Source organism: Janthinobacterium sp. SUN033 (assembly GCF_030397595.1).
In the GTDB taxonomy this organism is placed as follows: Bacteria; Pseudomonadota; Gammaproteobacteria; order Burkholderiales; family Burkholderiaceae_D; genus Janthinobacterium; species Janthinobacterium kumbetense.
In genome coordinates this window covers 145,697-167,903 of the sequence record NZ_JAPQNV010000007.1, presented here as the reverse complement: position 1 = coordinate 167,903, position 22,207 = coordinate 145,697, and the positions used below count along the sequence as shown (strand labels likewise).

The 22,207-nt window shown below is 64.1% G+C and carries 16 protein-coding genes and 1 riboswitch; of the genes, 14 read left to right on the top strand and 2 right to left on the bottom strand.

Annotated elements, in window-relative coordinates; translation table 11 throughout:
- Nucleotides 1-77: 77 nt before the first annotated feature.
- The gene (locus OX460_RS26285) at nucleotides 78-2,885 is read right to left on the bottom strand and encodes a valine--tRNA ligase (protein ID WP_289900427.1); all 2,808 of its coding nucleotides are present in this window, start codon (nucleotides 2,883-2,885) and stop codon (nucleotides 78-80) included.
- A gap of 170 nt (nucleotides 2,886-3,055) precedes the next feature.
- Here OX460_RS26285 and OX460_RS26280 point away from each other — a divergent pair, with 170 nt between their 5' ends.
- Nucleotides 3,056-6,871 (top strand): ankyrin repeat domain-containing protein, encoded by a 3,816-nt coding sequence (locus OX460_RS26280; protein WP_289900426.1) that lies wholly within the window; start codon nucleotides 3,056-3,058, stop codon nucleotides 6,869-6,871.
- A gap of 488 nt (nucleotides 6,872-7,359) precedes the next feature.
- Nucleotides 7,360-8,409, top strand: coding sequence for a porin (locus OX460_RS26275; protein ID WP_289900425.1), 1,050 nt, complete (start codon nucleotides 7,360-7,362; stop codon nucleotides 8,407-8,409).
- Here OX460_RS26275 and OX460_RS26270 read toward each other — a convergent pair.
- Entirely contained in the window at nucleotides 8,406-10,490 is a 2,085-nt protein-coding gene (locus OX460_RS26270; protein WP_251351010.1) for an EAL domain-containing protein, read from the bottom strand. The two genes, OX460_RS26275 and OX460_RS26270, sit on opposite strands and share 4 nt — an antisense overlap.
- A gap of 294 nt (nucleotides 10,491-10,784) precedes the next feature.
- On the opposite strand from OX460_RS26270, the gene OX460_RS26265 reads away from it, so the two are divergent.
- From OX460_RS26265 to OX460_RS26210, 12 genes are all read left to right on the top strand, one after another.
- Nucleotides 10,785-11,468: a Crp/Fnr family transcriptional regulator gene (locus OX460_RS26265; protein WP_289900471.1), complete on the top strand. Its 684-nt coding sequence runs from the start codon at nucleotides 10,785-10,787 to the stop codon at nucleotides 11,466-11,468.
- Nucleotides 11,469-11,517: 49 nt separating this feature from the next.
- Nucleotides 11,518-13,422, top strand: coding sequence for an ATP-binding protein (locus tag OX460_RS26260; RefSeq protein ID WP_289900424.1), 1,905 nt, complete (start codon nucleotides 11,518-11,520; stop codon nucleotides 13,420-13,422).
- 28 nt (nucleotides 13,423-13,450) lie between these two features.
- The gene (locus OX460_RS26255) at nucleotides 13,451-14,257 is read left to right on the top strand and encodes a response regulator (protein WP_099665502.1); all 807 of its coding nucleotides are present in this window, start codon (nucleotides 13,451-13,453) and stop codon (nucleotides 14,255-14,257) included.
- Between the two features lie 38 nt (nucleotides 14,258-14,295).
- Nucleotides 14,296-14,550 carry a hypothetical protein gene (locus tag OX460_RS26250; protein ID WP_077399591.1) on the top strand — a complete coding sequence of 85 codons (255 nt, stop codon included), beginning with the start codon at nucleotides 14,296-14,298 and terminating at the stop codon, nucleotides 14,548-14,550.
- A gap of 108 nt (nucleotides 14,551-14,658) precedes the next feature.
- A riboswitch (TPP riboswitch) is annotated at nucleotides 14,659-14,774 on the top strand.
- A 79-nt stretch (nucleotides 14,775-14,853) separates the two neighbouring features.
- The gene (gene thiC / locus OX460_RS26245) at nucleotides 14,854-16,767 is read left to right on the top strand and encodes a phosphomethylpyrimidine synthase ThiC (protein ID WP_099665500.1); all 1,914 of its coding nucleotides are present in this window, start codon (nucleotides 14,854-14,856) and stop codon (nucleotides 16,765-16,767) included.
- Between the two features lie 11 nt (nucleotides 16,768-16,778).
- Entirely contained in the window at nucleotides 16,779-16,991 is a 213-nt protein-coding gene (thiS, locus tag OX460_RS26240) for a sulfur carrier protein ThiS (RefSeq protein ID WP_289900423.1), read from the top strand.
- Between the two features lie 25 nt (nucleotides 16,992-17,016).
- Nucleotides 17,017-17,811 carry a thiazole synthase gene (locus tag OX460_RS26235; RefSeq protein ID WP_099665499.1) on the top strand — a complete coding sequence of 265 codons (795 nt, stop codon included), beginning with the start codon at nucleotides 17,017-17,019 and terminating at the stop codon, nucleotides 17,809-17,811.
- Entirely contained in the window at nucleotides 17,811-18,575 is a 765-nt protein-coding gene (locus tag OX460_RS26230; protein ID WP_289900422.1) for a hydroxymethylpyrimidine/phosphomethylpyrimidine kinase, read from the top strand. The genes OX460_RS26235 and OX460_RS26230 overlap by 1 nt, the downstream gene beginning before the upstream one ends.
- A gap of 10 nt (nucleotides 18,576-18,585) precedes the next feature.
- Nucleotides 18,586-19,209, top strand: coding sequence for a thiamine phosphate synthase (gene thiE / locus OX460_RS26225; protein WP_289900421.1), 624 nt, complete (start codon nucleotides 18,586-18,588; stop codon nucleotides 19,207-19,209).
- A gap of 79 nt (nucleotides 19,210-19,288) precedes the next feature.
- Nucleotides 19,289-19,921, top strand: a complete 633-nt coding sequence (locus OX460_RS26220; protein WP_034749164.1) for a response regulator — start codon at nucleotides 19,289-19,291, stop codon at nucleotides 19,919-19,921.
- A 113-nt stretch (nucleotides 19,922-20,034) separates the two neighbouring features.
- Nucleotides 20,035-21,141, top strand: coding sequence for an S-(hydroxymethyl)glutathione dehydrogenase/class III alcohol dehydrogenase (locus tag OX460_RS26215; protein ID WP_034749160.1), 1,107 nt, complete (start codon nucleotides 20,035-20,037; stop codon nucleotides 21,139-21,141).
- Nucleotides 21,142-21,341: 200 nt separating this feature from the next.
- Nucleotides 21,342-22,196, top strand: a complete 855-nt coding sequence (locus tag OX460_RS26210) for a hypothetical protein (protein ID WP_289900420.1) — start codon at nucleotides 21,342-21,344, stop codon at nucleotides 22,194-22,196.
- The last annotated feature ends 11 nt before the right edge of the window (nucleotides 22,197-22,207 follow it).

Below are 22,207 nucleotides of genomic sequence, written 5' to 3'. Positions count from 1 at the left end.
CAGTGTATATACCAAGGCAAGACCAGCCATCCTGCGCGGCGTCACGGATGACGCCGCGCAATCTTTCCAAACTTGCCTTATGCGCTGGCTAGTTTAGCAAACTGTTCGCGCAGTTTTTCAATTGTCGCCGAAAAACTGAGCAAACGCTCGTTTTCTTGTGCAACGATGGCGGCAGGGGCGCGCGCGACGAAACTTTCATTGCCCAACTTGCTGTTGACCTTGGCAATTTCCGCTTCGATGCGGGCGATTTCCTTGCCCAGGCGCTCGCGTTCGGCGGCCACGTCGATTTCCACTTTCAGCATCAGCTTGGTGGTGCCGACGATGGCGACGGCCGCAGGCGAGTCCGGCAATGCATCGACGATCTGCACGTCGGCCAGCTTGCCCAGCGACTGGATGTACGGTGCGTACGACGCCAGCGCTTCTTTCTCGCTGGCATTGCCTGCCTCGACGATCAGCGGCACGCGCACGGATGGCGAGATCTGCATTTCGCCGCGCAGGTTGCGCGTCGCGTCCGTCAAGGCTTTCAGCTGCTGCATCCACGCTTCGGCCGATTCATCGATCTTGTCGGTGTTGGCGATCGGATACGGCTGCATCATGATCGAATCGCCCTCTGGCTTGAGCGTCTTGCCGGCCAGTGGTGCCACTGTCTGCCACAGGGCTTCCGTGACGAAGGGGATGATCGGATGGGCCAGGCGCAGCACCACTTCCAGCACGCGCAGCAGGGTGTGGCGGGTGGCGCGCTGCTGGCCTTCCGTACCTTGCTGTACTTGCACCTTGGCGACTTCCAGGTACCAGTCGCAATACTCGTCCCACACGAATTTGTAGATCGATGCGGCGATATTGTCGAAACGGAAGTCTTCGAAGCCCTTGGCCACGTCCAGTTCCGCTTTTTGCAGCAGGGAAATAATCCACTTGTCCGCTTGCGACAGATCAACATCATTTGCCGTGCAATCCTTGCCTTCCGTGTTCATCATGACGAAACGGGTGGCGTTCCACATCTTGTTGCAGAAGTTGCGGTAGCCTTCGCAGCGGCCCAGGTCGAAATTGATGTTGCGGCCCAGCGATGCATAGCTGGCCATGGTGAAGCGCACGGCGTCCGTGCCGTAGGCAGAAATGCCTTCCGGGAATTCCTTGCGCGTCGCCTTGGTGATCTTTTCCGCGTCGCGCGGGTTCATCAGGCCCGTGGTGCGCTTGACGATCAAGCCTTCCAGGTCGATGCCGTCGATCAAGTCGATCGGGTCCAGCGTGTTGCCCTTCGACTTGGACATCTTCTGCCCCGTCGAATCGCGCACGAGGCCGTGCACGTAGACGGTTTCAAACGGCACCTTGCCCGTGAAGTGCGCCGTCATCATGACCATGCGCGCGACCCAGAAGAAGATGATGTCGAAACCCGTCACCAGCACGGACGACGGCAGGAAGGCCTTCATGTCCGGGGTTTCTTCAGGCCAACCCATGGTCGAGAACGGCACCAGGGCCGACGAGAACCACGTGTCGAGCACGTCGTCGTCGCGTTTCAGCGGGCCCGTGCTGCCGGCGGCCAGCGCCTTGGCTTCCGCTTCGGCTTGCGTTTTCGCAACAAAGATATTGCCGGCGTCGTCGTACCACGCCGGGATTTGATGGCCCCACCACAGCTGGCGCGAGATGCACCAGTCCTGGATGTTGTTGAGCCACTGGTTGTAGGTGGTGCTCCAGTTTTCCGGCACGAACTTGATTTCGCCATTGGCGACCTTGTCCAGCGCCGTTTCCGCGATCGACTTGCCTGGGAAGAAAGTGCCTTCCGGGGCCGGCTTGCTCATGGCGACAAACCACTGGTCCGTCAGCATCGGCTCGATGACGACGCCCGTGCGGTCGCCGCGCGGCACCATCAGCTTGTGGGGCTTGACCTGTTCCAGCAAGCCTTGCGCATCGAGGTCGGCGACGATCTGCTTGCGCGCGGCGAAGCGGTCCATGCCGCGGTAGGCCTCGGGCGCATCGTCCGTGATCTTCGCATCCAGGGTCAGGATGACGATTTGCGCCAGCTTGTGGCGTTGGCCCACGGCGTAATCGTTCATGTCGTGCGCAGGCGTAATCTTCACGCAGCCCGTGCCGAATTCCTTGTCGACGTATTCGTCGGCGATGATGGGGATTTCGCGCTCCGTCAGCGGCAGTTTCAGCATCTTGCCCACCAGCGCCGTGTAGCGCTCGTCCGTCGGATCGACGGCCACGGCCACGTCGCCCAGCATGGTTTCAGGACGGGTCGTGGCCACCGTCAGGAAGCCGCTGCCATCGGCCAGCGGGTACTTGATGTACCACATGGAACCGTCTTCTTCCTCGGACACCACTTCCAGGTCGGACACAGCCGTGCCCAGCACGGGGTCCCAGTTGACGAGGCGCTTGCCGCGGTAGATCAGGCCTTGTTCGAACAGGCGCACGAAGACGTCGGTGACGACTTTCGAGCGCGGTTCATCCATCGTGAAGTATTCGCGCTGCCAGTCGGCCGACGCGCCCAGGCGGCGCATCTGGCCGGTGATGATGGAACCGGATTTTTCTTTCCATTCCCACACTTTTTCCACGAATTTCTCGCGGCCCAGGTCATGGCGCGAAATCTTTTGCGCGTCCAGTTGGCGTTGCACGACGATTTGCGTGGCGATGCCCGCGTGGTCGGTGCCGGGAATCCAGGCCGTGTTGTGGCCCAGCATGCGGTGGTAGCGGGTCAGGCCATCCATGATGGTCTGGTTGAACGCATGGCCCATGTGCAGGGTGCCGGTGACGTTCGGCGGCGGCAACTGGATGCTGAAGGAAGGTTTTCCGGCATCGAGGGTGGCGGTGAAGTAACCGCGCTGTTCCCACTCGGTGCGCCAGAATTGTTCAATGTCGGCGGGCTCGAAAGACTTGGCTAATTCCATGATTTGGCGTGTGATTGGCAAAAGGAACCATTATAAGGGGTGCATAAAGCATGCGCAGCAAATAGCGGCCCTGGATGCGCCGAAAAGCCGCGCACGATTGAGCAATATTGCTTCATTGTATTTTTTCTAAGCTATCATCTTTGCAACATTATTTGAAAGTCCAGAATATCATGAAGAAATTGTGGCAATTGGCCGTGCTCGGCGCCGGGTTGGCTGCCGGGGAAGCATGCGCCGGCGTACCTGAGGGAATGGCGGCTTTCCAGCGCGGGCGTTGCATCGATGCCGTGGCGCAATTGCGGGGACCGGCACTGGGCGGCAATATCAAGGCGCAAAAGGTTCTCGGCGATATCTACCTGGGCGAGGAGCGATGTGCGGACGTGGCGCGCAGCGATGCCGAAGCCGGGCGCTGGTATCTGCTGGCTGCGAAGGGCGGCGATCGCGTTGCGCAGGAGGCACTGGTTTCCCTGTATACGAGCTGGTCGGGCAGCCTGCGCAATCCGGCGCGCGCGCTGCCCTGGCTGCGCAGTCTGGCATCGCAGGGCGCCGGCGAACCGATGGCGCAGCTGGCGCAAATGTATGAACGGGGCGAAGGCGTGCCGGCCGACAAGGTGGTGTCGTATGCGCTCAGACTGCTGGCGCTGCAAGACAAGAAATGGAAGGGCGCGGCCGAGCTGGAGACGTATCTGCCGGCGCGCCGCCGCGCGATGTCGCCGGACCAGGTCGACGAGGCCGTGCGCCTGGCCGGCCGCTGGAAGCGCGGCGCGTCCCTGCCGGCGACGTCGCAGACGGGACGGCGCTCGCCGCAGGACTGGTACCGCCGCGCCGCCGAGGGCGGCGACATGGACGCCGCCTACCAGCTGGGCATGCTGTGCTGCAACGGGGCAGACGGCCTGGATGAAAAGGAGGCCGCCCGCTGGCTGCGCAAGGCGGCCGAAAGCGGCAACGCCAAGGCCCAGCTGCAGCTGGCCACGGTGTACGGCCTGGATCGGGGCGTGCCGCAGGACTATGTGCTCGCTTCCATGCTGAGCCAGCTGGCGGCGGCGGGCGGGGAAGCGGGGGCCGCCGCCGTCGTGGCCGGCTGGGCAAAGGCGATGAACGCGGCGCAAAACGCCGAGGCGGACCAGCTGGCGCGGGTGTGGAAGGTGGGCATGCCGCTGCCGCAGCTTACCGTGCACGGCATGGAACGGGTGATCCATTATGTGCGCGAGGCGCGCGACAAGCTGCCGCCGACGCCCGAGGTGCGAGCGCTGTTCGACGCCGCCAGCGAGGGCGATGAAGCCGCTTTCGGCAAGCTGCTGGCCGGCGTCGCCTCGCCGGGTGCCTACCGGAGCGGCGAGAATACCTTGCTGCACGTCTTGATCTTGCCCGCGTACAGCCTGGTCGAAGCGGAACAGGCGTGGCAGAAGGCGCAACCGCGTCTGGACGATGAGTTGCTGCAACAGATGCAGCGGCGGGCGCACCGCGAGGCGCAACGCGAGCGGCACGCCGCGCTGCTGCCGGCCAGACTGCGCATGATGACGCTGCTGTTGCAGCGCGGCGTGCCGGTCGATGAAGGCACCGGGGGCAGGAGCGTCGCGCCCCTGCACCTGGCGGCCATGTATGGCAACGCCGCGATGGTGCGGCTGTTGCTGGCCCATGGCGCCGACGTCCGGCACTATGGCGCCGGAAACGACACCTTGGCGCCGCTGGAATACGCGCTGCAGCAGGAAGCTGCGGACACTCTGCCGGAATTGCTCGACGCGGATGAGCGTACGGCGAACATGGTCGCCTTGCTGGACGCGGGTTCCGGCCTGCCGTATCTGGTGGGCGACCAGCGCATGGCAGAGCTGCGCCAGGCACAGAAGACGAAAGACGGCGCGGCGCGGCCGGCCGAACGGCCGCAGGCCGATGACGTGCTGTGGAGCCGCTTGCTGGGCCTGACGCGCGGCACCGAAGTGCTCGATAAAATGCTGGCCACCGGCACCACGCCCGAGATCGACGACAAGGGCAAGTCGCTGTACGCCTACGCCGCCGAAGCGGGCAACGCCGGCGCGCTGGACTGGCTCAAGCAGCGCGTGCCCCGGCATGATGCAAAAGGCAATGACCGCTGGCTCGATGCCGCGATGCGCGCCATGTACCAGCACCAGCCGGCGTCCGAGGACGTGCTGCGCCAGTTGGTGATGCCCGGCATGCCGTGGGCGCAAGTCGGCCCCGCAGCCGAAGGGTTGCACATGAGAAAACTGACGACGCTCGATACGCTGCACCTGGAAACGGAGACGCTGCTGTGGCATGCCGTGCGCAGCCAGCGGCCCGCCTGGGTCGCCCGCCTGGCCGCGATGGGCGCGCCCGTCGTCAGCGACGGCTATCGCCCCCCCTTGCTGGCGGCCGTCGAAAATGGCGATGCGGCAATGGTCAAGCTGCTGCTGGACTTGGGCGCCGATCCGCTGGGCGGGGAATTCCCCGTCTTGAGGACGGCGCTGAAACTGAAGCCGACGCCGGAAAGCAATTCGGTGCTGACCTTGTTGCTGGCCGCTGTCGCGGCGCGCCAGCCGCCAGCAGACCTCAAGTGGTCGCCGCTGGACGAGGCGCTGCGTTCCGTGCGCGATGCGGCCGGCGTCGAACGGGTACGCCTGATGCTGGCGGCAGGCTTGCCGGCCAGCCAGTTGAGCAATAACGCCGCCATGCTCGCCGTGGCCTCGCCGCAGCGCGCACTGGCGCCACTGTTGCTGGAGCACGGCATGTTGCGGCGCGCCGACGGCGTGCGGCGCGCGCCGGGCGATGCGGCGGTGCTGCGCCAGGCGCTGCGGGCGCGGCGCGGCGATCTGCTGCCGCGTCTGCTGGACCTGGGACTGGACCCGAACTGGCGCGGCGCCAATCAGAAGAGTGCGCTGGAGCAAGCCATCGTCAGCGGCGAGACCGAGGCCGTGCGCCTGTTCATCGCGCGCGGCGCGCGGATCGATGACAGCACGGGGCACGCATGGGGCGGCGCGCTGGACCTGGCTGCCGCCAGCCTCGACGCCGATATGCTGGCCCTCGTCACGCGCGGCTCGACGCTGCCGCTGGACAAGGTATGCCTGCCGGACACGTCGAACCTGGTCAATATCGTCATGAACGCATCCGACGCGTACTGGAACTTGCTGCTCAAGCAGGGTTTTGCCGCCGCGCCGCAGCAGTGCGAGCACGCCATGGCGCCGCGCCTGATCACCGCCTTTGCCGACGAACCGGGGGGCATACTTGCCGGCTGGCTGGGCCAGCGCTTTGCCGCGCGCCTGCCGCGCCTGGCTGGCGGCCTGCGGCAACTCGCGCCGCAGGACTGGAGCGCGCTGCGCACCGCGGGGCGCGACGACATGCTGGCCATCCTGGCGGCCGGTGGCTGGCGGGTACCGCCGGCCGCGGTTGCGGCCGCGCCCGTACACAAGGACAAGGCTGCCGACCTGGCGCTGCAACGGCGTTTGCCGGGGCGCTATGCGCTGGGGCGCAAGACCGAGGTCGCGTCGCAGATCGTCCTGCGCGCCGACGGGCGTTTCAGCTACGGGATGGTGTATGGCGTCGATGAGCAAGCGGCGCAGGGACGCTGGTCGGTGCTGGACGGCGAGTTGCTGCTGCAGGGCGATGGGGCATCGCCCGATGCGCCATTTGCGTTGTTGCCGCCGCGCCCGGGCGACGCCACCACCGGCCCGGCCCGCATCATCGTCGAGTATCGCGACGAGGCCGTAGCCGATATCGGCCTGGCGGCGCTGGGCGACGCGCCCGCGTTTGCCAAAGGCGTCAGCGGCAAGCAGCCGTGGCAGGTGCCGTTTGCCGGGCAGCTACGGCATCTGGTGCTGTCCCATCCGGAAGCGGGCATCGCCACGGTGGCGCTGCCGGCCCGGCAAGGCCTGTTACGTTTTGCGCTGTATCCGCCGCGCTCGGGCATGCGCGATTTCCACGCCGTCATCGGCATCGAGGAGGGCCAACTGGCCTGGAATCGCGATGGGCAAATGCTGTCGTACGACAAGGTGAAGTAAGCGCGGCCGTCGCCTGGGCAGGGCGACCGTCCCGGCATCGGGAGGGGGCCGTAAGCCCGTGTTTTGGCGGTCTGGCGAGTCGTTTTACTGCAACAGAACGGGGATCAAGGCGCTGCCGATGCTATAATGCCGGCCTCGGCGCCTCCTGCCTCATCCTCGCGGACGGCGCCTGCAGACGCGGTTGTATCAACGTTTCATATCCAACACGCGCCCGCGTCTCAAGGCCAGCGCATCCGCGATGCCAGCCACCTTCAGCGCGTCCCCTTCGGGCCGGGCGCCTGAGCCACGCGCACCGCCAGCGGTGCACCATTCACGGCGGAATACCGCGCGCCATCGTCTTTATCGGCCGCGCCGCCACAGCTTAGCCAGGAATGTTGTTATCTGGCCCGTCGTCTTTCGATACGGCATGTAACTACGGCGCGCCTTGACGCCTGTGGCCGCGCCATGGCCGCGCGCTTTCCCGGTTTTGCCTTTACAAGGAAACCAGCATGAAAAAACTCTCGATCAGTGTCGGCCTCGTTTCGACCATCGCCACCCTGGGCGCCTTGCCTGCCGCCCACGCCCAGTCGTCAGTCACCCTATATGGCTTGATGGATGCGGGCCTGGTGCAGGAAGGCGGCGTCAGCAAGCTCACCAGCGGCGTATCGGCCGGCTCGCGCCTGGGCGTGCGCGGCACGGAATCCCTGGGCAATGGCTTGCACGCCGTGTTCACGCTGGAAGCGGGCGTCCTGAGCGACTCGGGCCGCTCCGACCAGGCGGGGCAATTGTTCGGCCGCCAGGCGTTTGTCGGCATCGACAGCCCGCTGGGCATGCTGACCGTGGGCCGCCAGTACAACCTGCAAAGCCAGGCGCTGACCGACGTGGCCGATCCGTTCGAGGGCGGCCTGGCCGGCGCGGCGACCAACCTGGCCGGCTATTCGGCCACGCGCATCGACAATACCGTGCGCTACACCTCGCCGGAATGGCGCGGCGTGACGGGCACCGTCATGTATGGTGCCGGCGAGCACACGGGGATTGCGGCAGATCAACGTTCGCTGGGCCTGGCATTGGGTTATGTCAACGGTCCCCTGACCTTGCGCCTGGCGCGCCAGAGCCGTGCCGGCGAGCCGGGCAAGGCCGACGTGAATAACACCATTCTGGCCGGTAATTACAACTTTGGCGTGGCCACGGCGTTTGCCGGCTATGGCCGCAACACGGGCGATGGCAGCAGCATGTTCTTTGCGGAAAATCCGTACGGCGCGGCGCAGGCGCCGGCCCAGTCCACCGACAGCCGCGACGCCATCGTCGGCGTCTCCGTGCCGCTCGGCGCGACGACCCTGCTGGCCTCGTATGTGCGCAAGGATGACCGCGATGCGGCCAACCGCGACGCGCAACAGCTGGCCATCGGCGCCACGTATGCCTTGTCCAAGCGCAGCAAGGTGTATGTTGCCTACGCGCATATCCGCAACCGCAACGACGCCGCCTACATGGTGGGCAATGCAACGGAAGTGGGCAGCGGCAACCGCGCCTTCAACATCGGCCTGCGCCACGCGTTTTAAGCGGGCAGCATGTTGCCTTCGAGCAGCAATGTCTCGAAAGCGGCGGCGGCCAGGGGGCGGCTGAACAAATAGCCCTGCATCTGGTCGCAGCCGTGCTGGCGCAGGAAGTCCAGCTGCTGCGCCGTTTCCACGCCTTCGGCGATCACTTTCAGGCGCAGGCTGTGCGCCAGCGAAATGATGGCGCGCACGATGGCCGCGTCGTCCATGCTGTGCGTGATGTCGCTGACGAAGGTTTTGTCGATTTTCAATACGTCGATGGGAAAGTGGCGCAGGTAGGCCAGGCTGGAATAGCCGGTGCCGAAGTCATCGATGGACAGTTGCACGCCCAGTCCCTTCAGCTTGGCCATGATGACCGTGGCTTGTTCCACGTCATGCATGACCATGCTTTCCGTCAATTCCAGTTCCAGATGGGCCGCGGCGAGTCCCGTGTCCGCCAGCGCCTGCGCCACCGCGTGCAGCAGGTTCTTTTGCTTGAATTGCCTCGCCGACAGGTTGACGGCCAGGCGCAGCGGGCCATGGCCGGCCAGCTGCCAGGCGCGCGCCTGGGCGCATGCCGTGCGCAGCACCCAGTCGCCGATGGGCGTGATCAAGCCCATTTCCTCGGCCAGGCCGATGAAGCTGGCCGGCGGAATCCGCCCCAGCTGCGGGTGGGTCCAGCGCAGCAGCGCTTCCATGCCCACCACCGTGCCGCTGGCCAGGTCCAGCTGGGGCTGGTACTCGAGGTGAAATTGCCCCCGCTCCAGGGCGTGGCGCAACTCGCTCTCCAGTCCCAGCCGTTCCAGGGTGCCCGTATTCATGCTCGCGGCATAGAATTGCCAGTGGCCCCGTCCCTGTTCCTTCGCGCGGTACATGGCGATGTCGGCGTGCTTGATCAAGGTGTCGGCATCGTCGCCATCGTCGGGATACACGGCCACGCCCATGCAGCAGCTGAGGAAAAATTCATATTCGCCCAGTTGCAGCGGTTGCGTCACGGCGTCCTGGATGCGCTGCAGGATGGCCACGCCCGGTTCGCCATTGCCATGCTGGGGCAACAACAGCACGAATTCGTCGCCGCCCAGGCGCGCCACGGTGTCGACTTCGCGCGTCGCGTCGCGCAGGCGTTCGGCCACGCTTTTCAGCACCAGGTCGCCCGCATCGTGGCCCAGGGTATCGTTGACGAATTTAAAGCGGTCGAGGTCGATGAAAACCACCCACAGGGGCAGGCCGCTGCGCCGCGTCACGGCCATCGCCTGCTCCAGCCGTTCGCGCAGCAGGGCCCGGTTGGCCAGGCCCGTCAGGATATCGTGCCTGGCCTGGAATTCCAGTTCCTGTTCGAAACGCATGACGGTGCTGATGTCGTATTGCGCTACGACAAAGTGGCTGACGGGGCCATCGCCATCGTCGCGCACGGGAGCGACGAACAGCTCGCTCCAGTAGCAGCTGCCATCCTTGCGGAAATTGCGCACGATGGCCTTGCCTTCGCGCTGTTCGCGCAGGGCCGCCGTAATGGCGTGCATGTCTTGCCGCCCTTGCTCGGGACCTTGCAAGTCTTCCAGGCGCTGGCCGATGACTTCGCCGGCCGCATAGCCGGTGATGCGTTCGAAGGCGGGGTTGACGTATTCGATCAGGTAGCCGGGCGCGTCGGCGCTGCACAGGATGATGGCATTGGCCGATACTTCGATGATGCGTTCGCGCAGCCGCAGCGACTTTTCATTGTGCATGCGCGCGGCGATGTCTTCGGACAGGCGCAAATTGGCAAACTGCAGCGCCGCCGTGCGTTCGCCCGTGATGCGGGCAATCACGGAATTGCGCGACACCAGCTGATACACATACGCGGCCGCCAGCAGGCTCGACAGCAAACCGCCCAGCAGCACATACAGCGAGCCGCGGTGGTTGGCGTCCAGGCCCATGCCTTTGGCCGGCAGCAGGGCGGCGCCCAGGGTATGCGCGCTGGCGTGGTACTGCAGCAGCAGCCGGGTGCTTTCCGACTCGATCTGGCGCGCCGAGGCGTAGCACAGGGCCGTCAGACACAGTCCGAACGCCAGGGTGAGCAGGGCCGAAGTGGAAACGGAAATGGAGATGCGCTTGAAGAATGATTGCATGGTGACGTCCCGTGGCAGCGCCGGTGCCGATCCATGATCAGGCAGGCCGGGCAGTGACTGACTGTAGGGCGGGCGGCGAAATACCGTCCGTTCGCTACCGAACGGACGGCCATGCCGGCAAGAAATATAGTCGGGGCACCGTGCCAGCGCTGTGTTACGCTGCACCACATGGCGGCCCTCGTTCGGACGCCTTTCATCGATCCCCTAGCTGACGACTGGAAACCAGGAAACCTGCCCGTGTCGAGTCCGCATGCCCAGTTGCACAACCCGAATCAAAACCATTTGCTTGCCGCCATGCTCGACGCCGATTTCGCGCGCCTGGCCCCGTACCTGGAGCAAGTGTCGATGCTGCTCGGCGACGTGATCTACGATTCGGGCGACAAGCTGCAGCATGTGTATTTCCCCACCACGGCCATCGTTTCCATTCATTACCTGTTGGAAAATGGCGGTTCGTCGGAAATTGCCGGTGTCGGCAATGAAGGCGTCGTGGGCGTGTCGCTGTTTATGGGCGGCAACTCGACACCGAGCCGCGCCGTCGTGCAGACGGGCGGCGTCGGCTACCGGCTGAAGGCGCATTTGCTGATGGAAGAGTTCGACCGCGCGGGGCCCGTCATGCGTTTGCTGCTGCGCTATACGCAGGCGCTGATCACGCAAATGTCGCAGACGGCCGTGTGCAACCGCCACCATACGGTGGAGCAGCAGCTGTGCCGCTGGCTGCTGCTGACCATGGACCGCTTGCCGAACCGCGAGCTGACGATGACGCAGGAGTTGATCGCCAACATGCTGGGCGTGCGCCGCGAAGGCGTGACGGAAGCGGCCGGGCGCCTGCAGCAGCGCGGCTTCATCAGCTACCGGCGCGGCCATATTTCCGTGCTGGACCGCGCCGGCCTCGAAGGCCATGTGTGCGAATGCTATGGCGTGGTCAAAAAGGAATTTGCGCGCCTGCTGTCGGACGTGCGCCAGCGCCAGTCTTCCTGAAGACCGCACTGCCTCGTATTCTTATCGTTGTCATAGCCCGGGCTACCTCATGCAATCTGTCGAAAACATTCCCCCGCGCGCACCGTCGCGCTGGCCCATGGCGCTGGCGTTTTCCTTCAGCGCCGTCGCGCTGCTGGCCGTCGGCGTGCTGGCCTGGCGCGCGCCGTTCGAGACGGCTTGCGTCATCGACGCGCTGGTCTTCTTGCTGCTGATGCTGCTCGTGGCGCTGTACCGGCGCACGGTGGCGGCCAGCCTGCCGCGCCAGCTGCTCAAGGCGGGCGCCTTGCAGGATGCGATCTTCAACAGCGCCAATTTCTCGTGCATCGCCACCGATGCGCAGGGCGTGATCCAGATTTTCAATGTGGGCGCCGAACGCATGCTCGGTTATGCGGCGAGCGACGTGGTGGACAAGCTGACGCCGGCTGGCATTTCCGATGCGCAAGAAATTGTCGCGCGCGCGGCCGCCCTCAGCGCCGAACTCGACACCGTCATCACGCCGGGTGTGGAAGCGCTCGTCTTCAAGGCCACGCGCGGCATCGAAGATATCTATGAACTGACCTACATCCGAAACGATGGCAGCCGCTTCCCCGCCATCGTTTCCGTGACGGCCTTGCGCGATGCGCAGAGCAAGGTCATCGGCTACTTGCTGATCGGCACCGACAATACGGCACGCAAGCAGGTCGAGGCGGAACAGGCGCTGCTGGACCAGCGCCTGCGCGAACAGCAGGCGTACACGCGCTCGCTCGTCGAAACCAACAATGCCGAGCTGAAGAAGGCGCGCCTGGTGGCGGAAAAGGCCAACCGCGCCAAGTCCGAATTCCTGTCGAGCATGAGCCACGAATTGCGCACGCCCTTGAATGCCGTGCTGGGCTTTGCGCAGCTGATGGCGTCCGACGTGCCGCCGCCCACCGTGCCGCAGCAGCGCTCGATCGAACAAATCCTCAAGGGCGGCTGGTATCTCTTGCGCTTGATCAATGAAATCCTCGACCTGGCCATGATCGAATCGGGCAAGGTGACGTTGTCGCAGGAAGCGATGTCCCTGCTCGACGTGCTGCAGGATTGCCAGGCGATGATCGCGCCGCAGGCGGAAAAGCGCGGCATCAGCCTGCATTTCCCCCGCTGCGGCGAAGCCTACTTCGTGCATGCGGACCGCACGCGCGTGAAACAGGTGATGATCAACCTGTTGTCGAACGCCATCAAATACAACCAGGGCGGCGGTTCCGTCACCGTCGACTGCAGCCAGCGCGGCGCCAAGGTGCGCGTCAGCGTGCGCGACAGCGGCGCCGGCCTCGATGCGGGGCAGGTGGCGCAGCTGTTCCAGCCTTTCAACCGCCTGGGACAGGAAAACAGCACGGAAGAGGGCACGGGCATCGGCCTCGTCGTCACCAAGCAGCTGGTCGAGCTGATGGGCGGCGCCATCGGCGTCGACAGCACGGTGGGCGTGGGCACCACCTTCTGGTTCGAACTGGCCGCCAGCAGCGCGCCGGCACTGATGCTGGGCGACGGCGATGCGCTGCCGCAGGCGCAGGAAGCGCAGGAAAGCCAGCGCACCTTGCTGTACGTGGAAGACAATCCCGCCAACCTGGCGCTGGTCGAGCAATTGATCGCCCGCCGCAGCGATTTGAAGCTGCTCACGGCCATCGATGCGCACCTGGGCATCGACCTGGCGCGCACGTATCAGCCGGACGTGATCTTGATGGATATCAACCTGCCCGGCATCAGCGGCTATGGCGCCCTGTATATCCTGCACGACGATCCGCTCACGAAACATATTCCCGTGATGGCCCTGTCGGCCAACGCCGTGCCGCGCGACATCGAAAAGGGCCTGGAAGCGGGCTTCTTCCGCTACCTGACCAAGCCGATCAAGGTCGTCGAATTCATGGATGCGCTCGACGTGGCCCTGCATTATGCGGCCGCGCACGGCCTGGCCGACGACACTCATGCAGTACGCTAATTCAGCATTTATTTTTAGGAATACCGCCATGCTTCAAGCCACCGAGATCCTGAACGCCAGCATCCTCATCGTCGATGACCAGGAGGCCAACGTCATGCTGCTGGAACAGGTGCTGCGCAATGCCGGCTATACGCGCATCACCTCCACCATGGACCCGCAAGCCGTGCGCGCGCTGCACCAGCAGCACCGCTACGACCTGATCCTGCTCGACTTGCAGATGCCGGAAATGGATGGTTTTGAAGTCATGGAAGGCTTGCGCGACCTCGAGGCGGGCAGCTATCTGCCCGTGCTGGTGATCACGGCCCAGCCCGGCCACAAGCTGCGCGCGCTGCAGGCGGGCGCCAAGGATTTCGTCAGCAAGCCCTTCGACCTGGTGGAAGTCAAGACGCGCATCCACAACATGCTGGAAGTGCGCTTGCTGTACCAGAAGCTGGCCGAATACAACAAGTCGCTGGAACAGATGGTGGAAGTGCGCACGGCGGAGCTGCGCGAAAGCGAAGCGCGCTTCCAGCGTTTCACGGAACTGTCGTCCGACTGGTACTGGGAACAGGATGCGCAGGGCAACTTGACGCGCTTTTCCGGCCCCGTGGCTGAAATGCTGGGTATCGGCAGCGAGGAAGAGCCGCAGCGCTGGAACGCGGCCGAACGCGCCTTGCTCGACGCCAAGATTGCCGCAAGGGAACCGTTTCTCGACTTTATCTACAGCCGCGCCAACCTCGACGGCAGCACGCAATACCTGCAGGTCAGCGGCGAACCGATGTTCGACACGGGCAGCCGCTTCATCGGCTACCGCGGCATCGGCCTCGATGTCACGGAGCGCCATCGCAGTGCCTGATTTATACTGGGCGCCATCGATACAGACCAGGAAAAATCATGACCGACAAATCTCCCTCCTACTGGTTCCCCGCCAAGACCTATGGCTGGGGCTGGGGCTTGCCCATCACCTGGCAAGGCTGGCTGGTGTTCCTGGCCGCGCTGGCGCTGTTCGCCTGCGGCGCCTTCCTGTTCCCTCCGCAAACCATGCTGGTCGGCTACATCGTCTATGAAGTGGCCATCGTTGCCGTGCTCATTTTCATCTGCCAGCTGAAGGGCGAACCGACCAGCTGGCGCTGGGGCAAGAAGAAATAAGCGCGATGCAGTCTGTTGCAATGCAGCAGATGCGCAAAGACGACACCTGCAAGAAATCATCTGGCCACGCGGCGTGAACCGCGTATAATTGGCTCGCTGCCGCAAGGCGGCAAACGCTAGGGGTCCTGCCTTTCGCTGTGGAAACACGGTGCAAGCGCGGGTGAGAAATACCCTCCGAACCTGATCTGGATAATGCCAGCGAAGGGAAGCTTTAGGATGACTGCACCCCGCTTTTCCGCGTGCGCAATTCCGAACCTCCTTAGCTGGCTCCAGGCTTAAAAATAGTCTAGCCAAGGAGCCAAAATGAACGCCAACCCGAAATTCCTCTCCGCCACCGCCACGGTCGACGAAGCCGCCATCGCGCCGCTGCCCAATTCGCGCAAGATTTACGTGCAAGGCAGCCGCCCCGACATCCGCGTGCCCATGCGCGAGATCAGCCAGTCCGACACGGAAGCGTCGTTCGGCGGCGAAAAGAATCCGCCGATCTACGTCTACGACACGTCCGGCCCGTACACGGATCCGGACGTGAATATCGATATCCGCTCCGGCCTCGATACGCCGCGCCTGCCATGGATCATGGAGCGTGCCGACACGGAAGAATTGCCTGGCCCCACCTCCGACTACGGCATCGCCCGCCTGGCGGACCCGAAGCTCGCCGAGCTGCGTTTCAATTTGCACCGCAAGCCGCGCCGCGCCATCGCCGGCAAGAACGTGACGCAGATGCATTACGCGCGCCAAGGCATCATCACGCCGGAAATGGAATTCGTTGCCATCCGCGAAAACATGCGCCGCCAGGAGTATTTGCGCGAACTCAAGGCTTCCGGCCCCATGGGCGAGCGCCTGGCCGACCTGATGGGCCGCCAGCATCCGGGCCAGTCCTTCGGCGCCAGCATCCCGGTCGAAATCACGCCGGAATTCGTGCGCGAGGAAATCGCCCGCGGCCGCGCCATCATTCCCGCCAACATCAACCACCCGGAAGTGGAACCGATGATTATCGGCCGCAATTTCCTGGTGAAAATCAATGCGAATATCGGCAATTCCGCCGTGACGTCTTCCATCGGCGAGGAAGTGGAAAAGATGACCTGGGCCATCCGCTGGGGCGGCGACAATGTGATGGACCTGTCCACAGGTAAACATATCCACGAGACGCGCGAATGGATCGTGCGCAACAGTCCCGTGCCCATCGGCACCGTGCCCATCTACCAGGCGCTGGAAAAGGTCAACGGCAAGGCGGAAGATCTGACTTGGGAAATCTTCCGCGACACCCTGATCGAGCAGGCCGAGCAGGGCGTCGATTATTTCACCATCCACGCGGGCGTGCTGCTGCGCTATGTGCCGATGACAGCCAAGCGCCTGACGGGCATCGTTTCGCGCGGCGGCTCCATCATGGCGAAATGGTGTCTGGCGCACCACCAGGAATCGTTCCTCTACACGCATTTCGAAGAGATTTGCGAAATCATGAAGGCGTATGACGTGTCGTTCTCGCTGGGCGACGGCTTGCGCCCCGGTTCCATCTACGACGCCAACGACGAGGCGCAGCTGGGCGAATTGAAAACCCTGGGCGAGCTGACGCAAGTTGCCTGGAAGCACGACGTGCAAGTGATGATCGAAGGTCCGGGCCACGTGCCCATGCAATTGATCAAGGAAAACATGGATTTGCAGCTGGAACAGTGCGGCGAGGCGCCGTTCTACACCTTGGGGCCGCTGACGACGGATATCGCGCCCGGCTATGACCACATCACCTCGGGCATCGGCGCGGCCATGATCGGCTGGTATGGCACTGCCATGCTGTGCTACGTGACGCCGAAGGAACACCTGGGCCTGCCCAACAAGGCGGACGTCAAGGACGGCATCATCACGTACAAGATCGCCGCGCACGCGGCTGACCTGGCGAAAGGCCATCCGGGCGCGCAAATCCGCGACAACGCGCTGTCGAAAGCCCGCTTCGAATTCCGCTGGGACGACCAGTTCAACATCGGCCTGGACCCGGACAAGGCGCGCGAATTCCACGATGAAACCTTGCCCAAGGATTCGGCCAAGGTGGCGCATTTCTGCTCCATGTGCGGCCCGCATTTCTGCTCGATGAAGATCACGCAGGAAGTGCGCGAATACGCGGCCGGCATGGGCATCGCGGAAGACAAGGCGCTCCAGCAGGGGATGGAGGTGAAAGCCATCGAATTCATCAAGAACGGCGCCGAGCTGTACCGCAAGGTCTGAAGGAGGGCGTGATGACTGCATTGATCGACATCACGCTCAACGGCGCGCCGCACCAGGTGCCGCCGGGGCAAACCCTGGACCAATTGATCGCCGCGCTGTCGCTGGAAAACCAGGCGCTGGCGCTGGCCGTCAACCGCAGCGTCGTGCCGCGCAAGGCGTGGCAGGACCGGGTCCTGGAAATTCAAGACCAGGTGGAAATCGTACGCGCGATTGGCGGCGGTTAAGTTGAGAATAGACAAGGAAACGCACATGAATACCGCAACAAACAACGACCTGCTGACCATCGCAGGCAAACAGTATCGATCGCGCCTGCTGGTGGGCAGCGGCAAGTACAAGGATTTGCCGCAGACGCGCGAAGCGACGGACGCGGCCGAGGCGCAGATCATCACGGTGGCGATCCGCAGGGTGAATATCGGGCAAGATCCGAACGCGCCCAGCCTGCTCGATTTCGTGCCGCCCGACCAGTACACGATTTTGCCGAACACGGCCGGCTGCTACAACGCCAAGGATGCCGTGTACACCCTGCAACTGGCGCGTGAACTCCTGGGCGGGCGCAATCTGGTGAAACTGGAAGTACTGGGCGATGAAAAGACGCTGTTTCCGCACATGCCGGAAACCCTGGTCGCGGCCGAAGCGCTGGTCAAGGATGGCTTCGACGTGATGGTGTATTGCAGCGACGATCCGATCCAGGCGAAGATTCTGGAAGACATCGGCTGCGTGGCCGTCATGCCGCTGGCGTCACTGATCGGTTCGGGCATGGGCATCTTGAACCCGTGGAACTTGTCCTTGATCATCGACCAGGCGAAAGTGCCCGTACTCGTCGATGCGGGCGTGGGTACGGCGTCGGACGCGGCCATCGCCATGGAACTCGGTTGCGATGGCGTGCTGATGAATACGGCCATTGCCGGCGCGCGCGACCCCGTGCGCATGGCGCATGCGATGAAGCTGGCTGTGCGGGCCGGGCGCGAAGCGTTTTTGGCGGGGCGCATGCCGCGCAAGTTCGCCGCCTCGCCTTCGTCGCCGATGGCGGGCCGGCTGGCGTGATGGCGCTGCAACGTCGCACCGTGCTCGTGTTTGCCGGCGCCGACCCGTCGGGCGGCGCCGGCATCGCCGCCGATATTCTAGCGATTGCGGCGCAGGGCGCGCATGCCTTGCCCGTGATCACGGCGCTGACGGTGCAGGACAACGATCGCGTGTTTGCTGTCGAGCCTGTGGCGCCGGAATTGCTGCGCCGCCAGGCGCAGGCGTTGATCGCCAAGGTCGCCATCGATGCCGTGAAAATCGGCATTCCCGGCAGCGCGGCGAATGCGGCCGTCATTGCGCAACTGATCGCCCAATTGCGGCTGGCCCGGCCGAACTTGCCCGTCGTGCTCGATCCCGTGCTGGCCAGCGGCCATGGCGACGTGCTCAGCCGGGACGACGCCGTGCTGGCGCTGGCGCCCTTGCTGCCGGTGACGACCGTCATCGTACCGAACGGGCCGGAAGCGCTGGCCCTCGGTGGCGCAGAAAACCTGCGCGCGCAAGGCTGTGGACACGTGCTGGTGACGGGCGGCCACGGCGACGGCGAGGAGATCGTCAACCGCTGGCTGGACGGTGACGGGGGCGCGCGCGAGTGGCGCTGGCCGCGTCTGCCCGGCGAATTCCACGGCAGCGGCTGCACGTTGGCGTCCGCCATCGCGGCCCGCCTGGCGCTGGGCCAGGCATTGCCCGAAGCGCTTGATGGCGCGCAAAGCTATTGCCATGCGGCCTTGGCCGGCGCGTATGCGATTGCGCCAGGTCAACTCATGCCGCAACGATTCATTGAATAAGGAAAACATCATGCGTGGACTGTATCTGGTCACCCCGAACTGGGATGACACCGACCGCCTGCTCGATATCACGGAGCAGGCTTTGCATGGCGGCGTGGCGCTGCTGCAATACCGCCACAAGAGCGCCGACGCGGAGCAGCGGCGCGAACAGGCGGGCGCCTTGCTGGCCCTGGCCCGCAAGTATGGCGTGCCTTTCATCGTCAACGATTTTCTCGAGCTGTGCGAAGAGCTGGACGCGGACGGCGTGCACGTGGGCGGCACGGACGCGTCCATGGCGCAGGTGCGCGCGCGCCTGGGCAAGGACAAGATCGTCGGCGCCTCCTGCTATGGCGACATGGCCCTGGCGCGCACGGCAGCAGAGGGCGGCGCCAGCTACGTGGCCTTCGGCGGCTTTTATCCGTCGCTGGTGAAAAAGTATCCGGTGACGACGCCCCTGGATATCGTGCTGCAGGCGAAACGCGAAATCGCCTTGCCCTGCGTGGTGATCGGCGGCATGACGCCGGAGAACGCGGCGCCGCTGGTGGCGCGCGGGGCCGATATGGTGGCGGCGATCAGCAGCGTATTTGCCAAGGGATCTCAGGCGGACGATGTGGATATTGCAGTGCAGCAATTCAATCAATTGTTTGCGGCATGAGCATGGGAATCCAAGGCTGGTTTGAGGGAATAATCGGCATATAATAAGGGCATCATTCATTACCGAGGTCCCTTTACCCATGAGTCAGCCAGCCGCCGCGAAACGCCTTATCCTGATCGTTGACGATGACCAGCTCCTGTTGGAATTCCTTGGCGAAGTCCTGCGCCATGCCGGCTACGAGACGGCCCTGGCCCATTCGGCCGAAGTGGCGCTGCAGCTGATCGCCCAGCGCGAGCCTGACCTGGCCTTGCTCGACATCCACATGCCGGGCATGTCCGGCCTGGAACTGGCCAAGCGCCTGCACGGCGAAACGGCCGTGCCATTCATGTTCCTGTCCGGCAGCGGCGACAGCGAATCGGGCAAGCAGGCGGCCGCCTACGGCGCCGTCGGCTATGTCGTCAAACCCGTCGACGAAGGCCGCTTGATGCCGGCGTTCGAAGCGGGCTTGGCGCGCGCCGATGAAATCCGCCAGCTGCGCCGCACCGAGCTGAACCTGAACGCGGCCCTGGCCGCCGGCCGCGAAACGAGCCTGGCCGTCGGTTTGCTGATGGGCAAGTTCCAGACGGACCGCAACACGGCGTTCGAAGTGCTGCGCGACCACGCCCGCTCCAGCCGCCGCAAGATCAATGAAATCGCCAGCCAGCTGCTGCTGGCCGAGGAAACCCTGAACGGCTTGCACGGCGCGTTTTTGAACCGGGCGAAAACCAAGTAAGTGTTTCAAGTAAGCGTTGCACCGGCGCCGGCGTGGCATGTCGGCGCCTGCCTTGTTATGATGTGACGATACGGCGCGCTGGCGCGCCTGGTTCAACCATACACAGGACACACATGAAAACCAAAGCAGCGATTGCATGGAAGGCGGGCGCGCCTTTGACCATCGAGGAAGTCGATCTGGCCGGCCCGCGCGAGGGCGAGGTACTGGTCGAGATCAAGGCCACCGGCATTTGCCACACCGATTACTACACCCTGTCGGGCGCCGATCCGGAAGGCATCTTTCCATCCATCCTCGGCCATGAAGGCGCGGGCATCGTCGTCGACGTGGGTCCTGGCGTGAAAAGCCTGAAGAAGGATGACCACGTCATCCCCCTGTACACGCCGGAATGCCGCCAGTGCAAATTCTGCCTGTCGCAAAAGACCAACCTGTGCCAGTCGATCCGCTCGACCCAGGGCCGCGGCCTGATGCCGGACGCGACGTCGCGCTTTTCCATCGACGGCAAGCCCATCTTCCACTACATGGGCACGTCCACCTTCTCGAACTACATCGTCGTGCCGGAAATCGCCCTGGCGAAGATCCGCGAAGACGCGCCCTTCGACAAAGTCTGCTACATCGGTTGCGGCGTGACGACGGGCGTGGGCGCCGTGCTGTTTACTGCCAAGGTGGAAGCGGGCGCCAACGTGGTCGTGTTCGGCCTGGGCGGCATCGGCCTGAACGTGATCCAGGCGGCCAAGATGGTCGGCGCCGACAAAATCATCGGCGTGGACATCAATCCGGCGCGTCAGGCCATCGCGCGCAAGTTCGGCATGACGCATTTCGTCAACGCCAACGAGGTGGAAAACGTTGTCGATACCATCGTGCAGCTGACGGACGGCGGCGCCGACTATTCGTTCGAATGCATCGGCAACACCACCACCATGCGCCAGTCGCTCGAGTGCTGCCACAAGGGCTGGGGCCAGTCCATCATCATCGGCGTGGCGGCGGCCGGCCAGGAAATTTCCACGCGTCCCTTCCAGCTGGTGACGGGGCGCGTGTGGAAAGGTTCTGCCTTCGGCGGCGCGCGCGGTCGCACGGACGTGCCGAAGATCGTCGACTGGTACATGGAAGGCAAGCTCAATATCGATGATTTGATCACACACAGGCTGAAGCTCGATGATATCAATCAAGGTTTCGACTTGATGAAGAGCGGTGAATCGATCCGCTCCGTCGTGCTGTATTAATTAATTGAAATTTAATTGAAATACGCCGTACCACGGCGTTTTTGCGGAGGCTGCGGCCTCCGTTTTTTTTGCCCGGCATGCCATCCATCGCCGGTGTTTGCCATCCAGGCAGGTCTTTTTGCAGCCTGTCGCACGGCGCTGGAGGCCAGGTCCGCTTGCCGCTACAGTCAACGCTCCACTACTTTTGCGACGAGGCAGCCATGACCACTTCCCATCGTTTGATCCTCAGCCTGGCCGGTATCCTGCTTGGCGGCAGCGCGCTGGCCGTGCAGCCGCCGCAACCGCCCGCGCCCCCGGCCCCGCCGGCCGCGCCCAGCGTGCAGGTCAGCCGTTCGCTCGACAAGGGCGAAAGCTATGCGCTGGTCGATGGCACCAGGGATAGCGAGGGCGTCATCGTCGTCGACAGCGATATTCACTCGGAGCAGGTGGAAAAACTCAAGCGCTCGATCAAGGGGCCGTTCCTGTGGTTCCGCGACCAGGGGCAGGCCTATGTGCTGCAGGATGCGGCCTTGCTGGGCAAGGTGCGCACGGCATGGGAACCCTCGAAACAGCTGGGCAAGGAGATGAGCGCGCTTGGCGATCAAATGGGCGCGCATGGCAAGGCCATGGGTGAAATGGGCCGCAAGATGGGCGCCCGCAGCCTGGAAAAGGGCAGCGCGCGCGAATCGGAACAGCTGCGCTTGCTGGGCCGCCAGCAGCAGGAGCTGGGCCGCAAGCTCGGCGACGCTTCGCGCCGCCAGGCGTTGGCGACGAGCGACACGGCGCGCCGCGCGGCCGAGCGCGACGTGGAAGGCCTGCAGCAGCAGATGGAAGATGCGCAGGACAAAATGGAAGAGATCAACGACCGCATCGCCGACGTACACGAGCGCGAGGCCGAGAAAATGGAGCAGATGTCGCGCCAGATGGAGCAGCGCGGCAAGCCGATGGAAGCGCTGGGCAAGCAAATGGGCGACCTGGGCCGCCAGCAGGAAAAAGTCGTCAAGATCGCGGACAAGACCACGCGCCAGGTGATCGCCCAGGCGCTCAGCGAGGGCAAGGCCAAGCTGGTGCGCTGAAGGATGTGCTC

What these genes read in the sequence shown, in the direction of transcription:
- OX460_RS26250 (WP_077399591.1), top strand. Translation starts at nt 14,296, where the DNA reads ATGACCGACAAATCTCCCTCCTACTGGTTCCCCGCCAAGACCTATGGC.
- OX460_RS26255 (WP_099665502.1), top strand. Translation starts at nt 13,451, where the DNA reads ATGCTTCAAGCCACCGAGATCCTGAACGCCAGCATCCTCATCGTCGAT.
- OX460_RS26270 (WP_251351010.1), bottom strand. Translation starts at nt 10,490, where the DNA reads ATGCAATCATTCTTCAAGCGCATCTCCATTTCCGTTTCCACTTCGGCC.
- thiE (WP_289900421.1), top strand. Translation starts at nt 18,586, where the DNA reads ATGCGTGGACTGTATCTGGTCACCCCGAACTGGGATGACACCGACCGC.
- OX460_RS26235 (WP_099665499.1), top strand. Translation starts at nt 17,017, where the DNA reads ATGAATACCGCAACAAACAACGACCTGCTGACCATCGCAGGCAAACAG.
- OX460_RS26210 (WP_289900420.1), top strand. Translation starts at nt 21,342, where the DNA reads ATGACCACTTCCCATCGTTTGATCCTCAGCCTGGCCGGTATCCTGCTT.
- OX460_RS26220 (WP_034749164.1), top strand. Translation starts at nt 19,289, where the DNA reads ATGAGTCAGCCAGCCGCCGCGAAACGCCTTATCCTGATCGTTGACGAT.
- OX460_RS26265 (WP_289900471.1), top strand. Translation starts at nt 10,785, where the DNA reads ATGCTCGACGCCGATTTCGCGCGCCTGGCCCCGTACCTGGAGCAAGTG.
- OX460_RS26230 (WP_289900422.1), top strand. Translation starts at nt 17,811, where the DNA reads ATGGCGCTGCAACGTCGCACCGTGCTCGTGTTTGCCGGCGCCGACCCG.
- OX460_RS26260 (WP_289900424.1), top strand. Translation starts at nt 11,518, where the DNA reads ATGCAATCTGTCGAAAACATTCCCCCGCGCGCACCGTCGCGCTGGCCC.
- OX460_RS26275 (WP_289900425.1), top strand. Translation starts at nt 7,360, where the DNA reads ATGAAAAAACTCTCGATCAGTGTCGGCCTCGTTTCGACCATCGCCACC.
- thiC (WP_099665500.1), top strand. Translation starts at nt 14,854, where the DNA reads ATGAACGCCAACCCGAAATTCCTCTCCGCCACCGCCACGGTCGACGAA.
- thiS (WP_289900423.1), top strand. Translation starts at nt 16,779, where the DNA reads ATGACTGCATTGATCGACATCACGCTCAACGGCGCGCCGCACCAGGTG.
- OX460_RS26285 (WP_289900427.1), bottom strand. Translation starts at nt 2,885, where the DNA reads ATGGAATTAGCCAAGTCTTTCGAGCCCGCCGACATTGAACAATTCTGG.
- OX460_RS26280 (WP_289900426.1), top strand. Translation starts at nt 3,056, where the DNA reads ATGAAGAAATTGTGGCAATTGGCCGTGCTCGGCGCCGGGTTGGCTGCC.
- OX460_RS26215 (WP_034749160.1), top strand. Translation starts at nt 20,035, where the DNA reads ATGAAAACCAAAGCAGCGATTGCATGGAAGGCGGGCGCGCCTTTGACC.